At 58.6% G+C, this 16,586-nt stretch carries 14 protein-coding genes and 1 pseudogene; 12 read left to right on the top strand and 3 right to left on the bottom strand.

Annotation, left to right across the window (positions count from 1 at the left end; translation table 11 throughout):
- The first annotated feature begins 3 nt into the window (after positions 1–3).
- Genes ACXHXG_RS15875 through ACXHXG_RS15855 form a run of 5 tightly spaced genes read left to right on the top strand, consistent with a single transcriptional unit; the run spans position 4 to position 6,042 of the window.
- Entirely contained in the window at positions 4–1,383 is a 1,380-nt protein-coding gene (locus ACXHXG_RS15875) for an amidohydrolase (protein ID WP_104827655.1), read from the top strand.
- Between the two features lie 22 nt (positions 1,384–1,405).
- Positions 1,406–2,506 carry a BMP family ABC transporter substrate-binding protein gene (locus ACXHXG_RS15870; RefSeq protein WP_457899909.1) on the top strand — a complete coding sequence of 367 codons (1,101 nt, stop codon included), beginning with the start codon at positions 1,406–1,408 and terminating at the stop codon, positions 2,504–2,506.
- Between the two features lie 7 nt (positions 2,507–2,513).
- A complete protein-coding gene (locus ACXHXG_RS15865; RefSeq protein WP_457899908.1) occupies positions 2,514–4,037 on the top strand; it encodes an ABC transporter ATP-binding protein in 1,524 nt (507 codons plus the stop codon).
- Positions 4,034–5,134, top strand: a complete 1,101-nt coding sequence (locus ACXHXG_RS15860) for an ABC transporter permease (RefSeq protein ID WP_457899907.1) — start codon at positions 4,034–4,036, stop codon at positions 5,132–5,134. The genes ACXHXG_RS15865 and ACXHXG_RS15860 overlap by 4 nt, the downstream gene beginning before the upstream one ends.
- Positions 5,131–6,042, top strand: coding sequence for an ABC transporter permease (locus ACXHXG_RS15855; RefSeq protein WP_457899906.1), 912 nt, complete (start codon positions 5,131–5,133; stop codon positions 6,040–6,042). Before ACXHXG_RS15860 ends, ACXHXG_RS15855 begins: the two co-directional genes overlap by 4 nt.
- 303 nt (positions 6,043–6,345) lie before the next feature.
- Here ACXHXG_RS15855 and ACXHXG_RS15850 read toward each other — a convergent pair whose 3' ends face one another.
- Positions 6,346–7,278, bottom strand: coding sequence for a LysR family transcriptional regulator (locus tag ACXHXG_RS15850; RefSeq protein WP_285169885.1), 933 nt, complete (start codon positions 7,276–7,278; stop codon positions 6,346–6,348).
- A 98-nt stretch (positions 7,279–7,376) separates the two neighbouring features.
- Between ACXHXG_RS15850 and ACXHXG_RS15845 the strand changes: the two genes are divergently transcribed.
- From ACXHXG_RS15845 to ACXHXG_RS15815, 7 genes are all read left to right on the top strand, one after another.
- Positions 7,377–8,552: an acyl-CoA dehydrogenase gene (locus tag ACXHXG_RS15845; protein ID WP_104827661.1), complete on the top strand. Its 1,176-nt coding sequence runs from the start codon at positions 7,377–7,379 to the stop codon at positions 8,550–8,552.
- Positions 8,553–8,574: 22 nt separating this feature from the next.
- Positions 8,575–9,747, top strand: a complete 1,173-nt coding sequence (locus ACXHXG_RS15840; protein ID WP_457899905.1) for a CaiB/BaiF CoA transferase family protein — start codon at positions 8,575–8,577, stop codon at positions 9,745–9,747.
- Complete coding sequence (locus tag ACXHXG_RS15835; RefSeq protein ID WP_457899904.1) at positions 9,744–10,493, top strand: electron transfer flavoprotein subunit beta/FixA family protein; 750 nt, start codon at positions 9,744–9,746, stop codon at positions 10,491–10,493. Before ACXHXG_RS15840 ends, ACXHXG_RS15835 begins: the two co-directional genes overlap by 4 nt.
- A gap of 27 nt (positions 10,494–10,520) precedes the next feature.
- The gene (locus tag ACXHXG_RS15830) at positions 10,521–11,456 is read left to right on the top strand and encodes an electron transfer flavoprotein subunit alpha/FixB family protein (protein ID WP_457899903.1); all 936 of its coding nucleotides are present in this window, start codon (positions 10,521–10,523) and stop codon (positions 11,454–11,456) included.
- Positions 11,453–12,307 (top strand): 3-hydroxybutyryl-CoA dehydrogenase, encoded by an 855-nt coding sequence (locus ACXHXG_RS15825; protein ID WP_104827665.1) that lies wholly within the window; start codon positions 11,453–11,455, stop codon positions 12,305–12,307. The genes ACXHXG_RS15830 and ACXHXG_RS15825 overlap by 4 nt, the downstream gene beginning before the upstream one ends.
- Before the next feature lie 258 nt (positions 12,308–12,565).
- Entirely contained in the window at positions 12,566–13,516 is a 951-nt protein-coding gene (locus ACXHXG_RS15820; protein WP_457899902.1) for a C-terminal binding protein, read from the top strand.
- A gap of 21 nt (positions 13,517–13,537) precedes the next feature.
- Positions 13,538–14,533: a phosphotransferase family protein gene (locus ACXHXG_RS15815; protein WP_457899901.1), complete on the top strand. Its 996-nt coding sequence runs from the start codon at positions 13,538–13,540 to the stop codon at positions 14,531–14,533.
- A gap of 224 nt (positions 14,534–14,757) precedes the next feature.
- Here ACXHXG_RS15815 and ACXHXG_RS15810 read toward each other — a convergent pair.
- Positions 14,758–15,311, bottom strand: a pseudogene (locus tag ACXHXG_RS15810) (NADPH-dependent FMN reductase).
- Between the two features lie 53 nt (positions 15,312–15,364).
- The gene (locus tag ACXHXG_RS15805; RefSeq protein WP_457900021.1) at positions 15,365–16,483 is read right to left on the bottom strand and encodes an alcohol dehydrogenase catalytic domain-containing protein; all 1,119 of its coding nucleotides are present in this window, start codon (positions 16,481–16,483) and stop codon (positions 15,365–15,367) included.
- Positions 16,484–16,586: the final 103 nt, after the last annotated feature.

Genomic DNA, 16,586 nt, shown 5'->3' with positions numbered 1-16,586 from the left:
GGAATGACCGGCTATCTTCTGAAGAATTGTGCGGCTGTTATCATCGACGAGGGCAACGGGCCGAGCGTGCGCCGGAATGTCGACCTGCTCACCAGGGGTCCAGCGATCCAGGCGATCGGGGAGAACCTGTCGCTGAACGCCTTGCCCGAGGGCATCGTTGCGCAGGACGCCTCCGGCTGGTTCGTCTATCCGGGGCTCGTCAACACCCATCACCACTTCTTTCAGTGCTTCGTACGCAATCGAGCCGACCTCGACTGGACCAAGCTTTCGGTCATCGAATGGCTCGACCGGATCTATCCGATTTTCTCTCGACTGACGGAGGACTGCTTCTATCACGCTTCGGTCACCGCGATGGCGGAGATGATCAAGCATGGCTGCACCACCGCATTCGACCATCAATATTGCTTTCCCCGCCATGCGGGAAAGCGCCTGATCGATCGTCAGTTCGAGGCGGCCGAACTTCTGGGCATGCGCTTTCACGCAGGCCGCGGCGGCAATACCCTGCCGAAATCCGAGGGGTCGACGATCCCGGATGCCATGCTCGAAACCACGGATGAATTCATCTCCGATTGCGCGCGGCTGATCGATAGCTATCACGATGCCAGCCCCTTCAGCATGCGCCAGGTGGTGGTCGCCCCCTGCCAGCCAGTCAATTGCTATCGCGAAACCTTCGTCGAGTCGGTCGCGCTGGCGCGAGATCGCGGCGTGCAGTTGCACACGCATGTCGGCGAGGGCGAAAGCCCCGTCATCAAAGCGCGGCATGGAATGCGCACGGTCGACTACTGCGCCGAATTGGGTTTTGCAGGCCCCGACACATTCTATGCTCATTGCTGGGAACTGACGCACGACGAATTACGCAAAATGGCAGCGAGCGGCACGGGCGTCTCCCATTGCCCCGAGCCGGTTTACCTGGTCGGCGCCGAAGTGACCGACATCCCAGCGATGCAGGCCTTCGGATTGCGTATCGGTCTTGGTTGCGACGGAGCCGCATCGAACGACAACTCGAACCTGATGCATTGCGTCCATTCCGCCTACATGCTGCAGTGCCTGACAGCCTCGACGCGTCAGCATGCCGTCCCCGCCCCGCTTGACTTTCTCCAGTACGCGACAGGCGGAGGCGCGAGCCTGCTGGGGCGCACGGATATCGGGCGTCTTGCCCCGGGCATGGCGGCCGACCTTTTCGCAATCGATACGCGACGGATGGACTATGTCGGGACGCGGCATGACCCGCTGAGCCTCATTGCCAAGGTCGGGATCGGCATGCCGACGGATATGACCATGATAAACGGACGGATCGTCTGGCAGGGCGGTGAATTCACCGGACTGGATGAGGCCGCCCTGTTTGCGGCCGCCGAGGCAACACTTGCAACAGTAGAATTCTGAAAAACCAAAAAGGGGAACTGGGATGCAGAAGAATCTGACCCGCAGAACATTGATGAAGAGCGCGGCCGTCGCAGGCCTCGCAACGGCCTTCACCGGTCGCTCCGCCTTTGCCGCCGACGAACCGCTCGGCATCACGCTCGTCGTGCCCTCGCCGATCGGCGATGTCGGCTGGGGGCATGCGCTGGCTGCCGGCCTTGATCCGATCAAGGCCGCCTATGGCGACAAGGTCAAGGTGACCGTGATTGAGAACATCGCGGAAGGCCCGGATGCCGACCGCATCATGAACAAGACGGTCGCCGACGGAAATCACTTCCTGATCGCCGGCTCGTTCGGCTATCAGAACGGCGCGCTTCAGATTGCCCGCCGCAACCCCAAGGTTACCGTCCTGCATGCCTCCGGCTTCCAGGTCGCACCGAATTTCTCGCCCTTTGCCGCCAAGTATTTTCAAGGGACCTACCTGCTTGGTATGGCGGCGGCCGCTGTCTCCAAGACGGGCAAGCTCGGTTCAGTCTCCGCCTTTGCCATTCCCGAATTGATCACCTCCATCAACGCTTTCACGCTGGGAGCACAGGCCGTGAAGCCGGACATCGAGGTATCGGTCGTTTGGGTCAATTCCTGGTTCGATCCGGCCAAGGAGCAGGAAGCAGCCAAGGCATTGATCTCGCAGGGCTGCGACGTGATCTTCTCGAACGCCCAGGATACGCCCTCGGTCATTTCTGCCTGCGAGCAAGCGGGTGTCTACGCCTTCAATCTGAACTCCTCGATGAAGAAATATGCGCCGAAAACCTATCTCGGCTGCATCTCCACGGACTGGTCGCCGTTCTTCAAGGCATCGGTCGATGCCCATCTCGCCGGTACCTTCAAAGGCGCCAACGCGTTTCTCGGCGTCGCCGACAAGGTCGTCGAAGTCGTCGACTGGAGCCCGGCGATCCCGGCCGACACCATGGCGAAGATCAGGGAGATTGAAGCGAAGATCGCCAGCGGCGGCTTTTCGCCGTTCGCCGGTCCGATCGCCAAGGCAGACGGCAGCGAAGGAGCGGCCTCGGGCACAACCTTGACGGATGCCCAGATCGTCGCGATGGACTGGCATGTCAAAGGTGTGAAGACGCCTTTGCCGAAGTAAGTCAACCATGACCATCCCGCTGCTGTCGCTGCGCGGCATCTCCAAAAGCTACGGCCAGGTCCATGCCAACCAGCATATTGATCTGGACGTAGTCCCCGGCTCGATCCATGCCATCCTTGGAGAGAATGGCGCCGGCAAATCGACCCTGATGAAGTTGATCTACGGCGTCGAACAACCGGACGACGGGACTGTTGCCTGGTATGGACAGCCCCTCAGCCTTGCCTCCCCCGCGGAGGCGAGGCGTGCCGGCATCGGGATGGTCTTTCAGCATTTCTCGCTGTTCGAGAGTCTCACGGTTGTCGAAAACATCCGGCTGATCGTGTCAGGCCGAACGGCCGAACTTGCGAAGCGCATCCGCACATTGGGGGATGAATTCGGACTTGAAGTCGATCCGCTGGCCCACGTGCATGAACTGTCGGTCGGCGAGCGGCAGCGGGTGGAAATCATCCGATGCCTGATGACCGATCCAAAACTGCTGATCCTCGACGAGCCGACATCGGTCCTGCCGCCGCAAGCCGTCGGGAAGCTGTTCGACACGCTGCGCCGACTTCGCGACGGCGGCGTGTCGATCCTCTTCATCTCGCACAAGCTGGAGGAGATCCAGTCCCTGTGCGACCGTGCCACTATCCTGCGCGGCGGACGCGTGACCGGACATGTGGATCCGCGCGAGCATGACGCCCATGATCTCGCCCGCATGATGATCGGCCGCGATATGCCGGAGCCGATGGCCGCATTGCCTATGGCCGAGGGCGAAAAGCGCCTAGAAATCATTGGCCTCGATTACCGGCCAGGCGATCCTTTCGCAGTGCCGCTCTCCGCTGTCAGCCTGAGCGTGCGCCGCGGCGAGATTCTCGGCATTGCCGGTATTTCCGGCAATGGACAAAAGGAACTTGCCGCGCTGATTTCGGGGGAAACGACCCTGCCGCGGGACAAGCGCGACCAGATCTTCATGATGGGACGGGATGTGGGTAGCCTCGACGCCGCCAGCCGTCGAAAACTGGGCTTTGCCTTCGTCCCGGAAGACCGGCTCGGTCACGGCGCAGTTCCCGAGATGTCGCTAATGCTCAACAGCCTGCTGACAGCTCATCCCTTGAGGCTCGTGAGACATGGTCTCCTCAACAGCGCCAGGGCCACCGCCTTCGCAAACGAGTGCATCCGGGATTATGACGTGCGCACGCCAGGCCCGGATGCGGAAGCCGGCTCACTTTCCGGCGGAAACCTGCAGAAGTTCATCGTCGGACGCGAAATCATGCTGGCGCCGAAACTGCTCTTTCTTGCACAGCCAACCTGGGGCGTCGACGTCGGCGCGGCCTCTGCCATTCGCAAGCGGCTGATCGAGCTGCGCAATCAAGGCATGGCCATTCTCGTCATATCCGAAGAGCTCGAGGAATTGTTCGAGCTCAGCGACTTCATCCAGGTCCTGTATCATGGCACGCTGAGCCCGCCGCTCGTCACACGCGATACAAAACCGGAAGAGATCGGTCGATACATGATCGGCGCACAGGCCCAACGGGAAAAGCTATCCGCATGAGCAGTTCCTTCTCCGCCGCCCTACCCACCTTCGTTCGCCGGGAACGGGCCTCGTTCACCGCGAAGTTGCTTGCGCCGCCGATCGCCCTCATCGTCACTATCGCTCTTAATTTGGGCCTCTATGTCGCCATGGGTCGTGATCCGGCAGCGGTGATCTACGCCATGTTGATCGAGCCATTTTTCTCCTGGGCGTCATTCTCCGAAGTATTGCTGAAAACCGGCCCACTGCTTCTCATCGCTCAGGGTCTGGCGATCGGCTTTCGGGCGAAGGTCTTCAACATCGGTGCCGAGGGTCAATTCATTCTCGGCGCAATCTTCGCCTCCGCCATACCCATCTGGATGCCGCAGGCGACAGGCCAATGGATCTGGCCGACGATGCTGCTGCTCGGCACCATCGGGGGTGCGGTATGGGCCTCCCTCACCGCCTTCTGGCGCGTCAGGCTCAATGCCAACGAAATTCTCGTCTCTCTGATGCTAAGCTTCGTCGCCGCACAATTGCTCAATTACCTGCTTCTCGGGCCATGGAAAGATCCGAACGGTTTCAATTTCCCGCAGTCGGTCATGTTCCAGTACGATGCCATGGTGCCGATCCTGTTCGAGGGGACGCGCGTCAATGTCTCGCTTCTCCTCGCGGTCGGCCTATCGATCGCGGCATGGATCTTCATGCAGAAAAGCTTCGCCGGATACAAATTGCAGGTTGGCGGACTGGCTCCCCGCGCGGCAAGCTATGCCGGCTTCAAGGAGAGTTGGGCAATTTGGCTCTCGCTGATCATCGGCGGTGCGGCGGCCGGTCTTGCGGGCGCTGCCGAAGTTGCCGGCCCCCTTGGTCAGTTGCAGCGCTCCATCTCGACGGGATATGGCTACGCGGCCATCATCGTTGCCTATCTTGGCGGCCTCAATCCGATCGGCATCGTTATTTCCTCGATCGTCATGGCCGCGCTCTACATTGGCGGCGACAATGCCATGGTTTCCGCCAATCTACCCATCGCGGCCGTCCGCGTCTTCCAGGGCAGCCTGCTCCTCATCTATCTTATCGCCGTGGCTTTCGTGCGCTATCGCATCGTATGGCGCCCCATGTCCGCCCGGAGCGCATCATGAGCGCTGTCGAGTTCATTCTCGCGGGCATGCTGGCGGCCGCAACCCCGTTTCTGCTAGCGGCTTTAGGTGAGCTTGTCGTCGAGCGCGCCGGCGTCCTCAATCTCGGCGTCGAGGGTTTGATGGCGCTTGGTGCCGTCATCGCGTTCATTGTCGTTTATCACGGGGGCGGTCATTTTCTGGCTTTCCTCGCGGCCGGTCTCGGAAGCGCTCTCCTCTCGATGATTTTTGCCGGTATCATTCTGGGGTTTAACGCAAACCAGGTCGCGGCCGGTCTTGCGCTCGGGATTCTCGGTCAGGGCCTCTCGGCGCTGTTTGGCAAAAGCTATGAAAGCCTGACCGTCACCACGCTGCCGAAGATCGCGATCCCCGGGCTTTCGGAGATTCCCGTCGTCGGCGAGCTCTTCAATCAGGATATCGTCGTCTGGATCTCCCTTGTCTTGACCTTAGGCATCTGGGCGCTGTTTGCCTACGGCAAGATTGGCCTGGTCCTGCGCGCTGTCGGTGAAAATCCGAAAGCCGCCCATGCCATTGGCTACCCCATCATCGCGATCCGTTTCGCCGCGGTTGCGTTCGGCGGCATGATGGCAGGCTTTGCCGGTGCCTACGCCGCGACGATCTACACGCCGCTCTGGGCGGACGGCATGATCGCCGGTCGTGGCTGGATTGCCATTGCTCTTGTTGTCTTTGGCACCTGGCTGACATCAAGGATTTTCTTAGGCGCCTGCCTGTTTGGCGCGGTATCGCTGATGGGTCTTGCCGCCCAGGCAAGCGGGCTTGCCGTTCCCTCACAACTGCTGGCATGCCTGCCCTATCTCGTGACGATCATCGTCCTCGGCATCATCTCGGCAGATCGCCGCCTACTGAAGCTCAACGGTGTCGCCTCACTCGGCGAGCCGTTCGAGCGGTGACTGTATTTGCGCCGAGGGTTACAGGACTCGGTGTTTGCATAAGCCATGACGTTCGCCTCGCAGCGCTCTGAAGGGCGTCGTCGTCGATGCCATCGCAAAAGTCTTCGAGACTCGCCGGAATTTCCTACATGGATAGACAGGCTTAAAAAGTGCAAATCTATAACCTTGGTCGTTTGCTTCGGACGCTCCCCTGGCGCGGCAAGGACAGAACGACGGCAAGCCGCCGCCGTGCGGTCCATCCGCATGTGTAGGCCGAGTGCTCCTCCTCCGGCCGCCGACGGAGTCCATTTGGTTCGGGCAACGTCAATATTGGCTAGGCAATGAAGCCGATTCCAATTCACGGAATTCCGCCGTCTCTCGCAGAAGCCATTCTCGAAATGCTTTGACAGGCTTGGGAGGCTCCAGCCCTTCCGGTGACACAAGATAGTAATTGCTTCTGCTTCGCACCCGATGATGTGAGGCAACAATGAGTTGCCCGCTGTCCAATTCAGGTTTGATGAGAAAAAGAGGCATCAAGGCTACGCCGAGACCTGCTATGCAAGCTTGAGCAACACCGAGAAATTGCTCGAAACCCATATTTGCTAGCGGCTTGCCTTCAATTCCCAGGCTCGAAAACCAGTCTTCCCAAGCAAGGGGTCTCGAGCGCATTTGGAGAAGCGGTAAGCGTAGAAGATCCTGCTCCGAGACAATTGCACTGTCTTTCAAGAACGCAGGGCTGCAAACCGGTGCGACGATCTCTTCCATAAGAAACGTACACTCGCCGTTCGGCCAGTCATCGCCGCCGATGTGGATCGCCGCGTCAATGCCTTCACTTGCGAAATCAAAGACTCCGATACGCGTTGCAAAATTGAGTGTCACTTCCGGATGCTCAGAAACGAAATTTGGAATGCGAGGTAGAAGCCACCGCGTTCCGAACGTCGGTAGAATGGCAAGGTTCAGCGTTGCCGACGGCGAGCCCGTTATAGCGTGCAACGAGGCTGTTCGGATCAACGCAAGAGCCTCTTGAATCGATTTGTGGTAGACGACGCCTTGAGGCGTCAACGCCACGCCGCGCCCGCCGCGTATGAAGAGCGTCGTGTTAAGCCGCTCCTCGAGCGTCAGAATCTGGCGGCTTATCGCCGCCTGAGTCAATGTCAGCTCAACGGCGGCGGCGGAAAAGCTTCCGAGGCGGACGACGGAATCGAATGCCGCCAGAGCGGTTGTCGAGGGCAGCAGACGACGTTGTAGCGGATCCATCAGCTATAACTATACCTCATACCTCGATGAGTAAACATCGTTTCTCACCGCGCAGATTTGCTGACATCCTACAGGAAGTCCAAATGTGAGATACGACGATGACGTTCGCCTGGAACGACCCTTTTCTTCTTGATGAACAGCTTGCGGAAGACGAGCGAATGATCCGCGACACTGCAGCGGCTTTCGCCAAAATAGAATTGCTGCCTCGCATTCAGGAGGCCTATCTTGATGAAGTTACGGATCCGGAGCTGTTTCGCCTCATGGGTCGAGCCGGGCTTCTTGGAATAACATTGCCAGAGGAATACGGCGCCGCGAATGCGAGTTATGTGGCATACGGCCTTGTTGCCCGTGAGGTCGAACGCATCGATTCCGGATACCGCTCTATGATGAGCGTGCAGTCCTCACTGGTCATATATCCAATCTTTGCCTACGGCTCGAGCGATCAGAAAAAGAAATACCTTCCGGGCCTTGTTTCCGGCGACTTGATTGGCTGCTTCGGCCTGACGGAGCCGGATGCGGGCTCAGACCCGGGCAGCATGAAAACCCGCGCGGAAAAGATCGAAGGCGGCTATCGTCTTCGCGGTGCGAAAATGTGGATTTCCAATTCGCCAATCGCCGATGTTTTCGTCGTGTGGGCGAAATCCGAGGCCCATAACAATGAGATCCGCGGCTTCGTGCTCGAAAAAGGCATGAAGGGCCTTTCGGCTCCGAAGATCGGCGGCAAATTGAGCCTGCGTGCCTCGATCACCGGCGAGATCGTCATGGACGGCGTCGAGGTCACAGAGGACGCACTGCTTCCGAATGTCTCAGGCCTCAAAGGCCCCTTCGGGTGCCTTAATCGAGCGCGATATGGCATCTCATGGGGCGTCATGGGTGCGGCGGAGGACTGCTGGATTCGCACCGTGCAATACGGCCTTGATCGCAAGCAGTTTGGCAAGCCGCTTGCAGGTATGCAGCTCTATCAGAAGAAGCTCGCCGATATGCAAACGGAGATCGCACTCGGGCTTCAGGCATCGCTGCGTGTCGGACGGCTCCTCGACGATCATAAGATGGCGCCGGAAATGATTTCCATCGTCAAGCGTAACAATTGCGGCAAGGCCCTCGATATCGCTCGGCAAGCCCGCGACATGCACGGCGGCAACGGCATTCAGATCGAGTATCATGTCATGCGTCACGCGCAGAACCTTGAGACCGTCAATACGTACGAGGGGACACATGATGTCCATGCTCTCATCCTCGGCCGCGCTCAGACCGGCATTCAAGCCTTCTTCTGATCCCCATCATCGAGGACATATAATGTCGCAAGCACCCCTCGCCGGACTGAAGGTTGTGGAACTTGCTCGCATCCTGGCAGGTCCGTGGATCGGCCAAACGCTGGCAGAACTGGGGGCCGATGTCATCAAAATCGAAAGTCCGGACGGTGACGACACCCGCCATTGGGGTCCGCCGTACATCGACGAAGGCGAAGGCAAGCGCTCGGCCGCCTATTTTCACGCGTGCAATCGCGGCAAAAGATCGATGATCGCAGATTTCAACTCAAGCGATGACATGAGAGCCGTCCGGGCGCTGATCGCCTCCGCTGATATAGTCATTGAGAACTTCAAGGTCGGGGGGTTGAAGAAGTTCGCCCTCGACTACCAGAGCCTCCAACCGACACATCCGCGCTTGATCTATTGCTCCGTGACCGGCTTCGGCCAAACTGGCCCATATGCGCACCGGCCAGGCTATGACTTCATGATCCAAGGCATGAGCGGCATCATGGATTTGACGGGAGAGCCCGATGGGTCGCCGCAAAAAGTGGGTGTCGCGTTCGCCGATATCTTCACAGGCCTTTACGGCGTCATTGCTATTCAAGCCGCTCTGAGAGCACGCGAAAACAGCGGTTGCGGCCAGCACATCGACATGGCGCTTTTCGACTGCATGGCTGCGGTGTTGGCCAACCAAAGCATGAATTTCCTGGCTTCGGGAGTTACGCCGAAGCGCATGGGCAATGCCCATCCGAATATTGCGCCGTATCAGACCTTTCCCGTTGCTGAAGGCTATATCATCGTCGCCTGCGGAAACGACGGCCAATTTTCCCGTTTGTGTCAGGTGTTGGCCATGCCTGAGCTGCCTGTTAGCGAGGCGTTCGCGACAAACGCTCAACGTGTCCAGAACCGGCTTGTTCTTGAACGAATGTTGGCCGCGAAGACGGCTTTGTGGAGCCGAGACAGTCTTTTAGAAGCCCTCGAAAAAGCCACCGTGCCGGCGGGGCCGATCAATACGGTTGGCGACTTGTTTGCCGACGAGCAGTTCCATCATCGCCAAATGCTCGTCGAACTCGATGGTGTGCCGGGCTTACGAACGCCGATCAGATTTTCGGGGGCCTCGTTCAACCCGTCCCGCCGCTCGCCCCGGTTAGGTGAGCACACTGCAGAGATCCTGGCCGAAATCGGTCTTGGCGATCATGTTGAAGGAAGGTTTCCATGAAGATTCTCGTCCCGGTGAAGCGGGTGGTTGATTACAACGTGAAGATCCGTGTGAAGGCGGATGGCACGGGTGTCGAGCTTGCGAATGTGAAGATGTCGATGAACCCGTTCGACGAGATCTCGGTCGAGGAAGCGCTGCGGCTGAAGGAAGCCGGCAAGGCCGAAGAGGTGGTGGTGGTGTCGATTGGCCCGGCCAAGGCCGAGGAGACGCTGAGGACGGCGCTCGCCATGGGGGCGGATCGCGCCATCCTGGTCGAGACCGACGATCAAGTCGAGCCGCTGGCGGTGGCGAAGATCCTGAAAGGGGTCGCCGCGGCCGAACAGCCGGGGCTGATCATCGTCGGCAAGCAGGCGATCGATGATGACTCGAACCAGACCGGCCAGATGCTGGCGGCCCTTTTGGGCTCGGCGCAGGCAACCTTCGCCTCGAAGATCGAGATCGGCGATGGCAAGGCGACTGTCACCCGCGAGGTGGATGGCGGCCTGCAGACGATCGAGGTCAAGCTGCCGGCGGTGGTCACCACGGACCTGCGCCTCAACGAGCCGCGTTATGCCTCGCTGCCGAACATCATGAAGGCAAAGAAGAAGCCGCTCGACAAGAAGGCACCTGCCGACTTCGGCGTCTCCACCGAACCGCGTCTGAAGGTGCTGAAGACCGAGGAGCCGTCGGGCCGCAAGGCGGGCGTCAAGGTCAAGTCGGTGGCCGAGCTGGTCGAAAAACTCAAGACCGAAGCCGGCGTGCTTTAATCCAGTCCGAACGAGGAGTTAGACACCATGGCCATTCTTCTTCTGGCTGATCATGACAGCAACCATCTTTCCGACCAGACCGCCAAGGCGCTGACGGCGGCAAGGCAGATCGGTGGCGATATCCACATCCTCGTCGCAGGCAGGGACGCCAGGCCGGCTGCCGAACAAGCGGCAAAACTTGCCGGCGTTACCAAGGTGCTGCTCGCCGAAAGCGACGCGCTTGCCAACAATCTCGCCGAACCGCTTGCCGATCTCATCGTGTCGTTGGCGGCGAGTTATCACACAATCGTTGCGGCGGCCACCTCGGTCGGCAAGAACGTCATGCCGCGTGTCGCCGCCCTGCTCGATGTCGCTCAGGTCTCGGAGATCATCGAGGTTCTTTCGCCCTATATGTTCAAGCGGCCGATCTATGCCGGCAATGCCACCCAGACGGTGCAGTCGACTGATGCCAAGAGGGTGATCACCATTCGTACCTCTTCTTTCGCCGCCTCAGGCGAAGGAGGATCGGCCGTTATTGTGAAAAGCGACTCGGTTACGGCCGGTCCCAGTCTTTCCACCTTCGTCGCCGATGCGCTGTCGACTTCGGACCGTCCGGAACTGACGTCTGCAAAGATCATCATCTCCGGTGGCCGGGCCCTCGGTTCGGCGGAAAAGTTCAAGGAAGTCATCCTTCCCGTTGCCGACAAGCTTGGGGCTGCCGTCGGCGCATCCCGCGCTGCCGTCGATGCCGGTTATGCCCCGAACGACTGGCAGGTCGGCCAGACCGGCAAGGTGGTGGCACCGCAGCTCTACATCGCCTGCGGCATCTCCGGTGCCATCCAGCATCTCGCCGGCATGAAGGATAGTAAGGTCATCGTCGCCATCAACAAGGACGAAGAGGCACCGATCTTCCAGATTGCCGACTATGGCCTCGTCGCCGATCTCTTCGAAATCCTACCACAGTTTGAGCAAGCAATATCATGAACGATCAAGGTCCAATTCCAATCCGGTCGGTCGGCATCATCGGCGCCGGACAGATGGGGCTCGGCATTGCCCAAGTCTCCCTCCAAGCTGGGCTTAGCGTACGGCTTTACGATGTCTCGAACGAGCGCGTCTGCGAGGGTATAGAGAAAGTTCGCCATTCGCTGAGTCGAAAGGTTGGTGAAGATCGGCGTCTGGAGGGAACGTTCAGCGGTTCGGACTCCATCGGTGACTTGGGCAACTGTGATCTCGTGGTAGAGGCAGCGACAGAAAACGAGAATATTAAGAAAAATATTTTTGAAGGGCTATGTCCGATCCTGAAGCCCGAGGCGATCCTCGCCACCAATACCTCATCTCTTTCGATCACTCGTCTTGCAAAATCGACGGACCGGCCAGACCGTTTCATGGGCATTCACTTTATGAACCCGGTTCCGGTGATGAAGCTCGTTGAGCTGGTAAGAGGAATGGCCACGTCGCAACAAACATACGAGGCGGCCAAAAGCTTCGCCGCACAGCTCGGCAAACAGGTGACGACCTCAGAAGATTCCCCCGCGTTTATTGTGAATCGAATAATCTTGCCGATGATCAACGAGGCCATTTTTGCGCTTTACGAGGGTGTCGGAAGCATTGAAGCCATTGATACAGGGGTAAGACTTGGCGCTAACCACCCCATGGGACCGTTGCAATTGGCCGATTTCATAGGTCTCGATACGTGCCTTGCGATCATGCGAGTGCTGCACGAAGGTTTGGCAGATCCAAAGTACCGGCCTTGTCCTCTCCTCGTGAGATATGTTGAAGCCGGCTGGCTTGGACGTAAGGCAGGTCGGGGATTTTATGACTATCGCGGTAAATAGATTGTTCGGGCAGATCAGGTCGATCCTGTCAATGACTCCTTAGGGTTTGCATAAAGGATCGTGCGCTCTATAATTTATCCTAACGTTAGCATAAATTTAATGATCGCAACGTCGAGCTATCGATGCGGCGACGCTGGATGCATCCGCGCTCCGAAACAGTTAGTGACAGCCTCCTACCGATCACCAATTTTCCTTGACTCAGATAGCACGCCTGCGCTAACGTTCGCATAAACAGGAGGATCTTTCATGACTCGCACCGTGTTGCTGACCGACTACGCATGGCCGGATGACAATGTGGAACGGGAGGTCATTGAACGAGCCGGATTTACCCTCGTGAGCGGACCCGCAAAACCATCCTCGGCCGCCGAAATTGATGCGTTGGCGGTCCAGCATCTGCCGGATGCCATTTTGACCTGCTGGGCCCAGGTCAGCGAAACCGCGATCGCGGCATCTCCAAATCTCAAGATCGTTGCTCGTCTGGGCGTTGGACTGGATAACATCGCTGTCGACGCAGCCTCGGAGCGCGGCGTCTGGGTGACGAACGTTCCGGACTATTGTGTCGCGGAGGTTTCGGATCACGCGGTCGGCTTTGCCATCGCTTGGGCCCGTGGTCTGATCCATTTCGATCGTGAGGTTCGTAGCGGTCATTGGGACCCCGCCTCCGCCAACCTCCGTCGACTGTCCGAACTAACCTGCGGCATCGTCGGATTTGGCCGGATTGGCCGAGCAACCGCAGCGAAGATGCAGGCTCTAGGCTGCAAAGTATTGGCGCACGATCCCTTTGCATCCAATCTCCCCGAAAATATCGAGCTGGTCGATTTTGAAGCCCTTCTTGGCAACAGCGACATCGTCGTGGTTCATGCGCCGCTTTCCCCATCGACCCACCATCTGATCGATCGGGACGCAGTTTCGAAAATGCGTCGAGGCAGCTTGTTGATCAACGTCAGCCGAGGCGGGGTTGTCGACACTGCGGCCGTGATCCATGGACTGGAATCCGGCATCCTGAGCGGCGTCGGCCTTGACGTTTTGGAAGATGAGCCGCGCGTTCCGCAAGAATTGATCAATCACCCTGGCGCGATGATCACCCCGCACGTCGCTTTTTCTTCCGACGCATCGCTCATCGAGTTACGCCGCCGCGCCGCGGAAGAAGTCGTCAGGGTTCTCTCTGGAGAAATGCCTGCACAGCCCCGTAACACGCCCCGCCGCTAGATCGCACAGGACACTCAATTCATGTCTGTATCTGAGATGACCATTTTCGATGTGTTTTTGCAGAAGAGCGGGCTAAAAGAACCTTCAGAGGAAGCAATATACAAGCCTCTGACGGGCGGCGTCTCTTCTGATATCTATCGAGTTGAGCTGCCCGGGCGGGCCCTCTGCGTAAAACGGGCCCTTCCCAAGCTAAAAGTCGCTACCGACTGGCAAGCCCCGGTATCGAGAAATGAGTACGAATGGAACTGGATCTCCTTCGTCGCCCAACATTTCCCATCCGCTGTTCCCAAGCCGCTCGCCCACGACCCATCGTCGGGCGTGTTTGCGATGGAATTTCTTCCTGGCGACGAATACCCGCTATGGAAAGCAGAGCTTCTTCAGGGGCGCGTTGATCTGAAGGCCGCGGAAATTATCGGTCGACGGATCGGGCAGATTCATTCGGTGAGTGCGCGTATGCCCGGGCTACCCGAACAGTTCGATTCAACTCGCAACTTTTACGCCCTGCGGCTTGAGCCTTATCTGGTCGCTACCGCGGCCAAACACCCATTCATCTCCGATCGTCTATCAGCATTGGTCGACCGTACCGCTAATACAAGGCACGCACTCGTTCATGGGGATGTAAGCCCCAAAAACATTCTCTTGGGCAAGATCGGCCCCGTCTTCCTGGATGCAGAATGCGCGTGGTTCGGCGATCCGGCCTTCGATTTGGCTTTCTGCCTGAATCACTTACTGTTGAAGAAGCTCATTGTAGAGAATGCAGCACCTGAGCTTGCGGCGTCCTTCGAGGCGCTGACTTCTGCGTACCTCAATGAGGTAGATTGGGAAGATCGGGAAGCTGTCGAAGCCCGGACATCGAGCCTTTTACCTGCCCTCTTTCTCGCTCGTGTCGATGGCAAATCGCCGGTCGAATACGTGACAGAGGAAAGCCAACGAATGCTCGTGCGCAAAGTCGCCGTCCCGTTGATCGCTTCGCCGCGCAGGAAACTGGCTGAAATCGCGCAAGCTTGGTTTTCCTAACGCCAGATAATGCACTATCTGGCTGGCGCAGCTTGCGTCAACGCGACGAACGCCTGCCATCGTGGCAGCGAAATTTTCTTCCAAGATTTGTTGGATTTCGGACCGGCATCACGCGCCGAAGCAGTCAGTTCTGTAACCGGCTATTAAAGAAAAGCCACCGCCCCTTTTTTGGGAGCGATGGCAGGCGGGGAACGAATATTTGCTTGATGTGCGGGAGCCTCTGCTTACATGAACCGAGCGACCCATACCTCGAACGCATCGAGAAAACTTTCGATGAACTTCTGAGTTCCTTCGTTTAAGAATTCGCCGCTATCCCCCACCAGCTTGCTGCGGTGCTAAGATAAACTTCCGGCTGCGGCAGCGTAGGAACGTTGATGTTGGTGAGAATTACGCGGAGTTGAAGCGCCGCTGCCGCACCTCCTATGAGACCTGGGGAAGCCCCGGTCACCGCACCGGGCTTGTGATCCCACACGCTCTTCCCGAACGGCCGAGAACCGACTTCGATCGCATTCTTCAATGCCGCTGGTACGGATCGATTGTACTCGGGCGTTACGAAGATTGCGCCATCGCAAGCCTTGATGCGTTCGCGGAAGGACGTCCACTCCACCGGCGGCGTCTCCGTCTCCAAATCTTGATTGTAGAGCGGAAGATCGCCGATCGGTACGATTTCCAGGTTCAGCCCGCCGGGCGCCACTTTCTGCATCGCACGGGCGAACTTCAGGTTGATCGAAGCCTGACGAAGGCTTCCAACCAAGACCGCGATATCTTTCTTGGACATGTTCTCTCTTTTCGCGTGAGGGAGGCGTCGGCGATAGCCGGCGCCGGTGATTGTTATTGATAAGCGGCAGGGACCGGAGGAACGACCACGTAGTTGCTGAAGCCGCCATCGCGTTCGCCGATGCCGGAGATGGCTTCGTTCACCCGCTCGAGCGGATAGATCTTGTGCTCGAGATACGAGAGGTCGAGCGCACCGGTGCGGACCATGTCGGCCATTTCCTGCCCCTGGGCAGCGCTGAACCAGTTGGAGCCGATGAGCTGAACCTGCTCGTCCATCAGCCACTTCACGTCGACGGGAACATCTTCCGCGACGCCGCCAACGACAACCACACGACCGCCCCGGCGAACCCCGCGCATGGAGTCGACCACGGTCGCTGCCGGGGCTCTCGCACCCAGCGCACTGATAACGAAGTCCACTCCCTCGCCGCCAGTTTGGGCCTTTGCCCATTCTCCACTCGAGCCTTCGCCGAGCATGATTGTGTCGATGCGGTCGGGAGCGATGGCCTTTATGCGGTCCATCAATTCTCTGTTTCTGCCGGTGCCCAGAATTTTGGAGAGGCCCATTGCAAGACCGAGCTTGGTGGCCGCGACGCCGAGTGTGCCGGTAATCCCATCGATGAGGCAAACCTGGCCGGGTCCGGCCTGTGCGTTCTTCAGGGCACCGTATGATGTACCGAGGTAGCCGAAGCGACCGGCCTGTTCGAAGCTGAGATTATCCGGCAGGCATACGAGGGAATATTCCGGGGCAGTCATGTACTGGCTGAAGCCGCCGTACGGATAAAGATCAAAGATTCTTTGGCCATCGCGGCTGGTGCTGAAGTACCCATTCAAGGTGTAGTAGCGGCATTGGCTGCGATTGCCGGACCGGCACGCCTTGCAAGAACCGCAGGATCTGAGAGGGCTGACATAGACACGATCGCCAATTTTGACATTGGTAACCGCCTCGCCGACTTCGGCGACGACCCCGGCTGGGTCCAAGCCAAACACTGCCGGAAACTTCGGTAGTGGCTGGTGGGGAAACCAGGTTGGCCAATTATTGATGACGTTGGCCATGTTGGGCACGATACCGCAAGCCCTGACCTGCACCAGGACGTCGTTGGGCCGGGGCGTGGGAACCGGAATCTCATCCAGCGACATCGGCTGATGCAGAGCATGCAGCCGAGCGGCGATCATAGTTTTAACCATTAACTCCTCCATAGGGACATCGGTCGGACCGTGCCCGACCGAATGCATTTTTTCAGTTTCAGACAGGTGGGCGGGAGTGCCGGGCGGCATT

The sequence above is a fragment of the Rhizobium sp. LEGMi-198b genome (assembly GCF_054114205.1).
The sequence above is the reverse complement of the archived record's forward strand: the minus strand, read 5'-3'. Positions and strand labels throughout refer to the sequence as shown.

What these genes read in the sequence shown, in the direction of transcription:
- ACXHXG_RS15875 (WP_104827655.1), top strand. Translation starts at nt 4, where the DNA reads ATGACCGGCTATCTTCTGAAGAATTGTGCGGCTGTTATCATCGACGAG.
- ACXHXG_RS15870 (WP_457899909.1), top strand. Translation starts at nt 1,406, where the DNA reads ATGCAGAAGAATCTGACCCGCAGAACATTGATGAAGAGCGCGGCCGTC.
- ACXHXG_RS15865 (WP_457899908.1), top strand. Translation starts at nt 2,514, where the DNA reads ATGACCATCCCGCTGCTGTCGCTGCGCGGCATCTCCAAAAGCTACGGC.
- ACXHXG_RS15860 (WP_457899907.1), top strand. Translation starts at nt 4,034, where the DNA reads ATGAGCAGTTCCTTCTCCGCCGCCCTACCCACCTTCGTTCGCCGGGAA.
- ACXHXG_RS15855 (WP_457899906.1), top strand. Translation starts at nt 5,131, where the DNA reads ATGAGCGCTGTCGAGTTCATTCTCGCGGGCATGCTGGCGGCCGCAACC.
- ACXHXG_RS15850 (WP_285169885.1), bottom strand. Translation starts at nt 7,278, where the DNA reads ATGGATCCGCTACAACGTCGTCTGCTGCCCTCGACAACCGCTCTGGCG.
- ACXHXG_RS15845 (WP_104827661.1), top strand. Translation starts at nt 7,377, where the DNA reads ATGACGTTCGCCTGGAACGACCCTTTTCTTCTTGATGAACAGCTTGCG.
- ACXHXG_RS15840 (WP_457899905.1), top strand. Translation starts at nt 8,575, where the DNA reads ATGTCGCAAGCACCCCTCGCCGGACTGAAGGTTGTGGAACTTGCTCGC.
- ACXHXG_RS15835 (WP_457899904.1), top strand. Translation starts at nt 9,744, where the DNA reads ATGAAGATTCTCGTCCCGGTGAAGCGGGTGGTTGATTACAACGTGAAG.
- ACXHXG_RS15830 (WP_457899903.1), top strand. Translation starts at nt 10,521, where the DNA reads ATGGCCATTCTTCTTCTGGCTGATCATGACAGCAACCATCTTTCCGAC.
- ACXHXG_RS15825 (WP_104827665.1), top strand. Translation starts at nt 11,453, where the DNA reads ATGAACGATCAAGGTCCAATTCCAATCCGGTCGGTCGGCATCATCGGC.
- ACXHXG_RS15815 (WP_457899901.1), top strand. Translation starts at nt 13,538, where the DNA reads ATGTCTGTATCTGAGATGACCATTTTCGATGTGTTTTTGCAGAAGAGC.
- ACXHXG_RS15805 (WP_457900021.1), bottom strand. Translation starts at nt 16,483, where the DNA reads ATGATCGCCGCTCGGCTGCATGCTCTGCATCAGCCGATGTCGCTGGAT.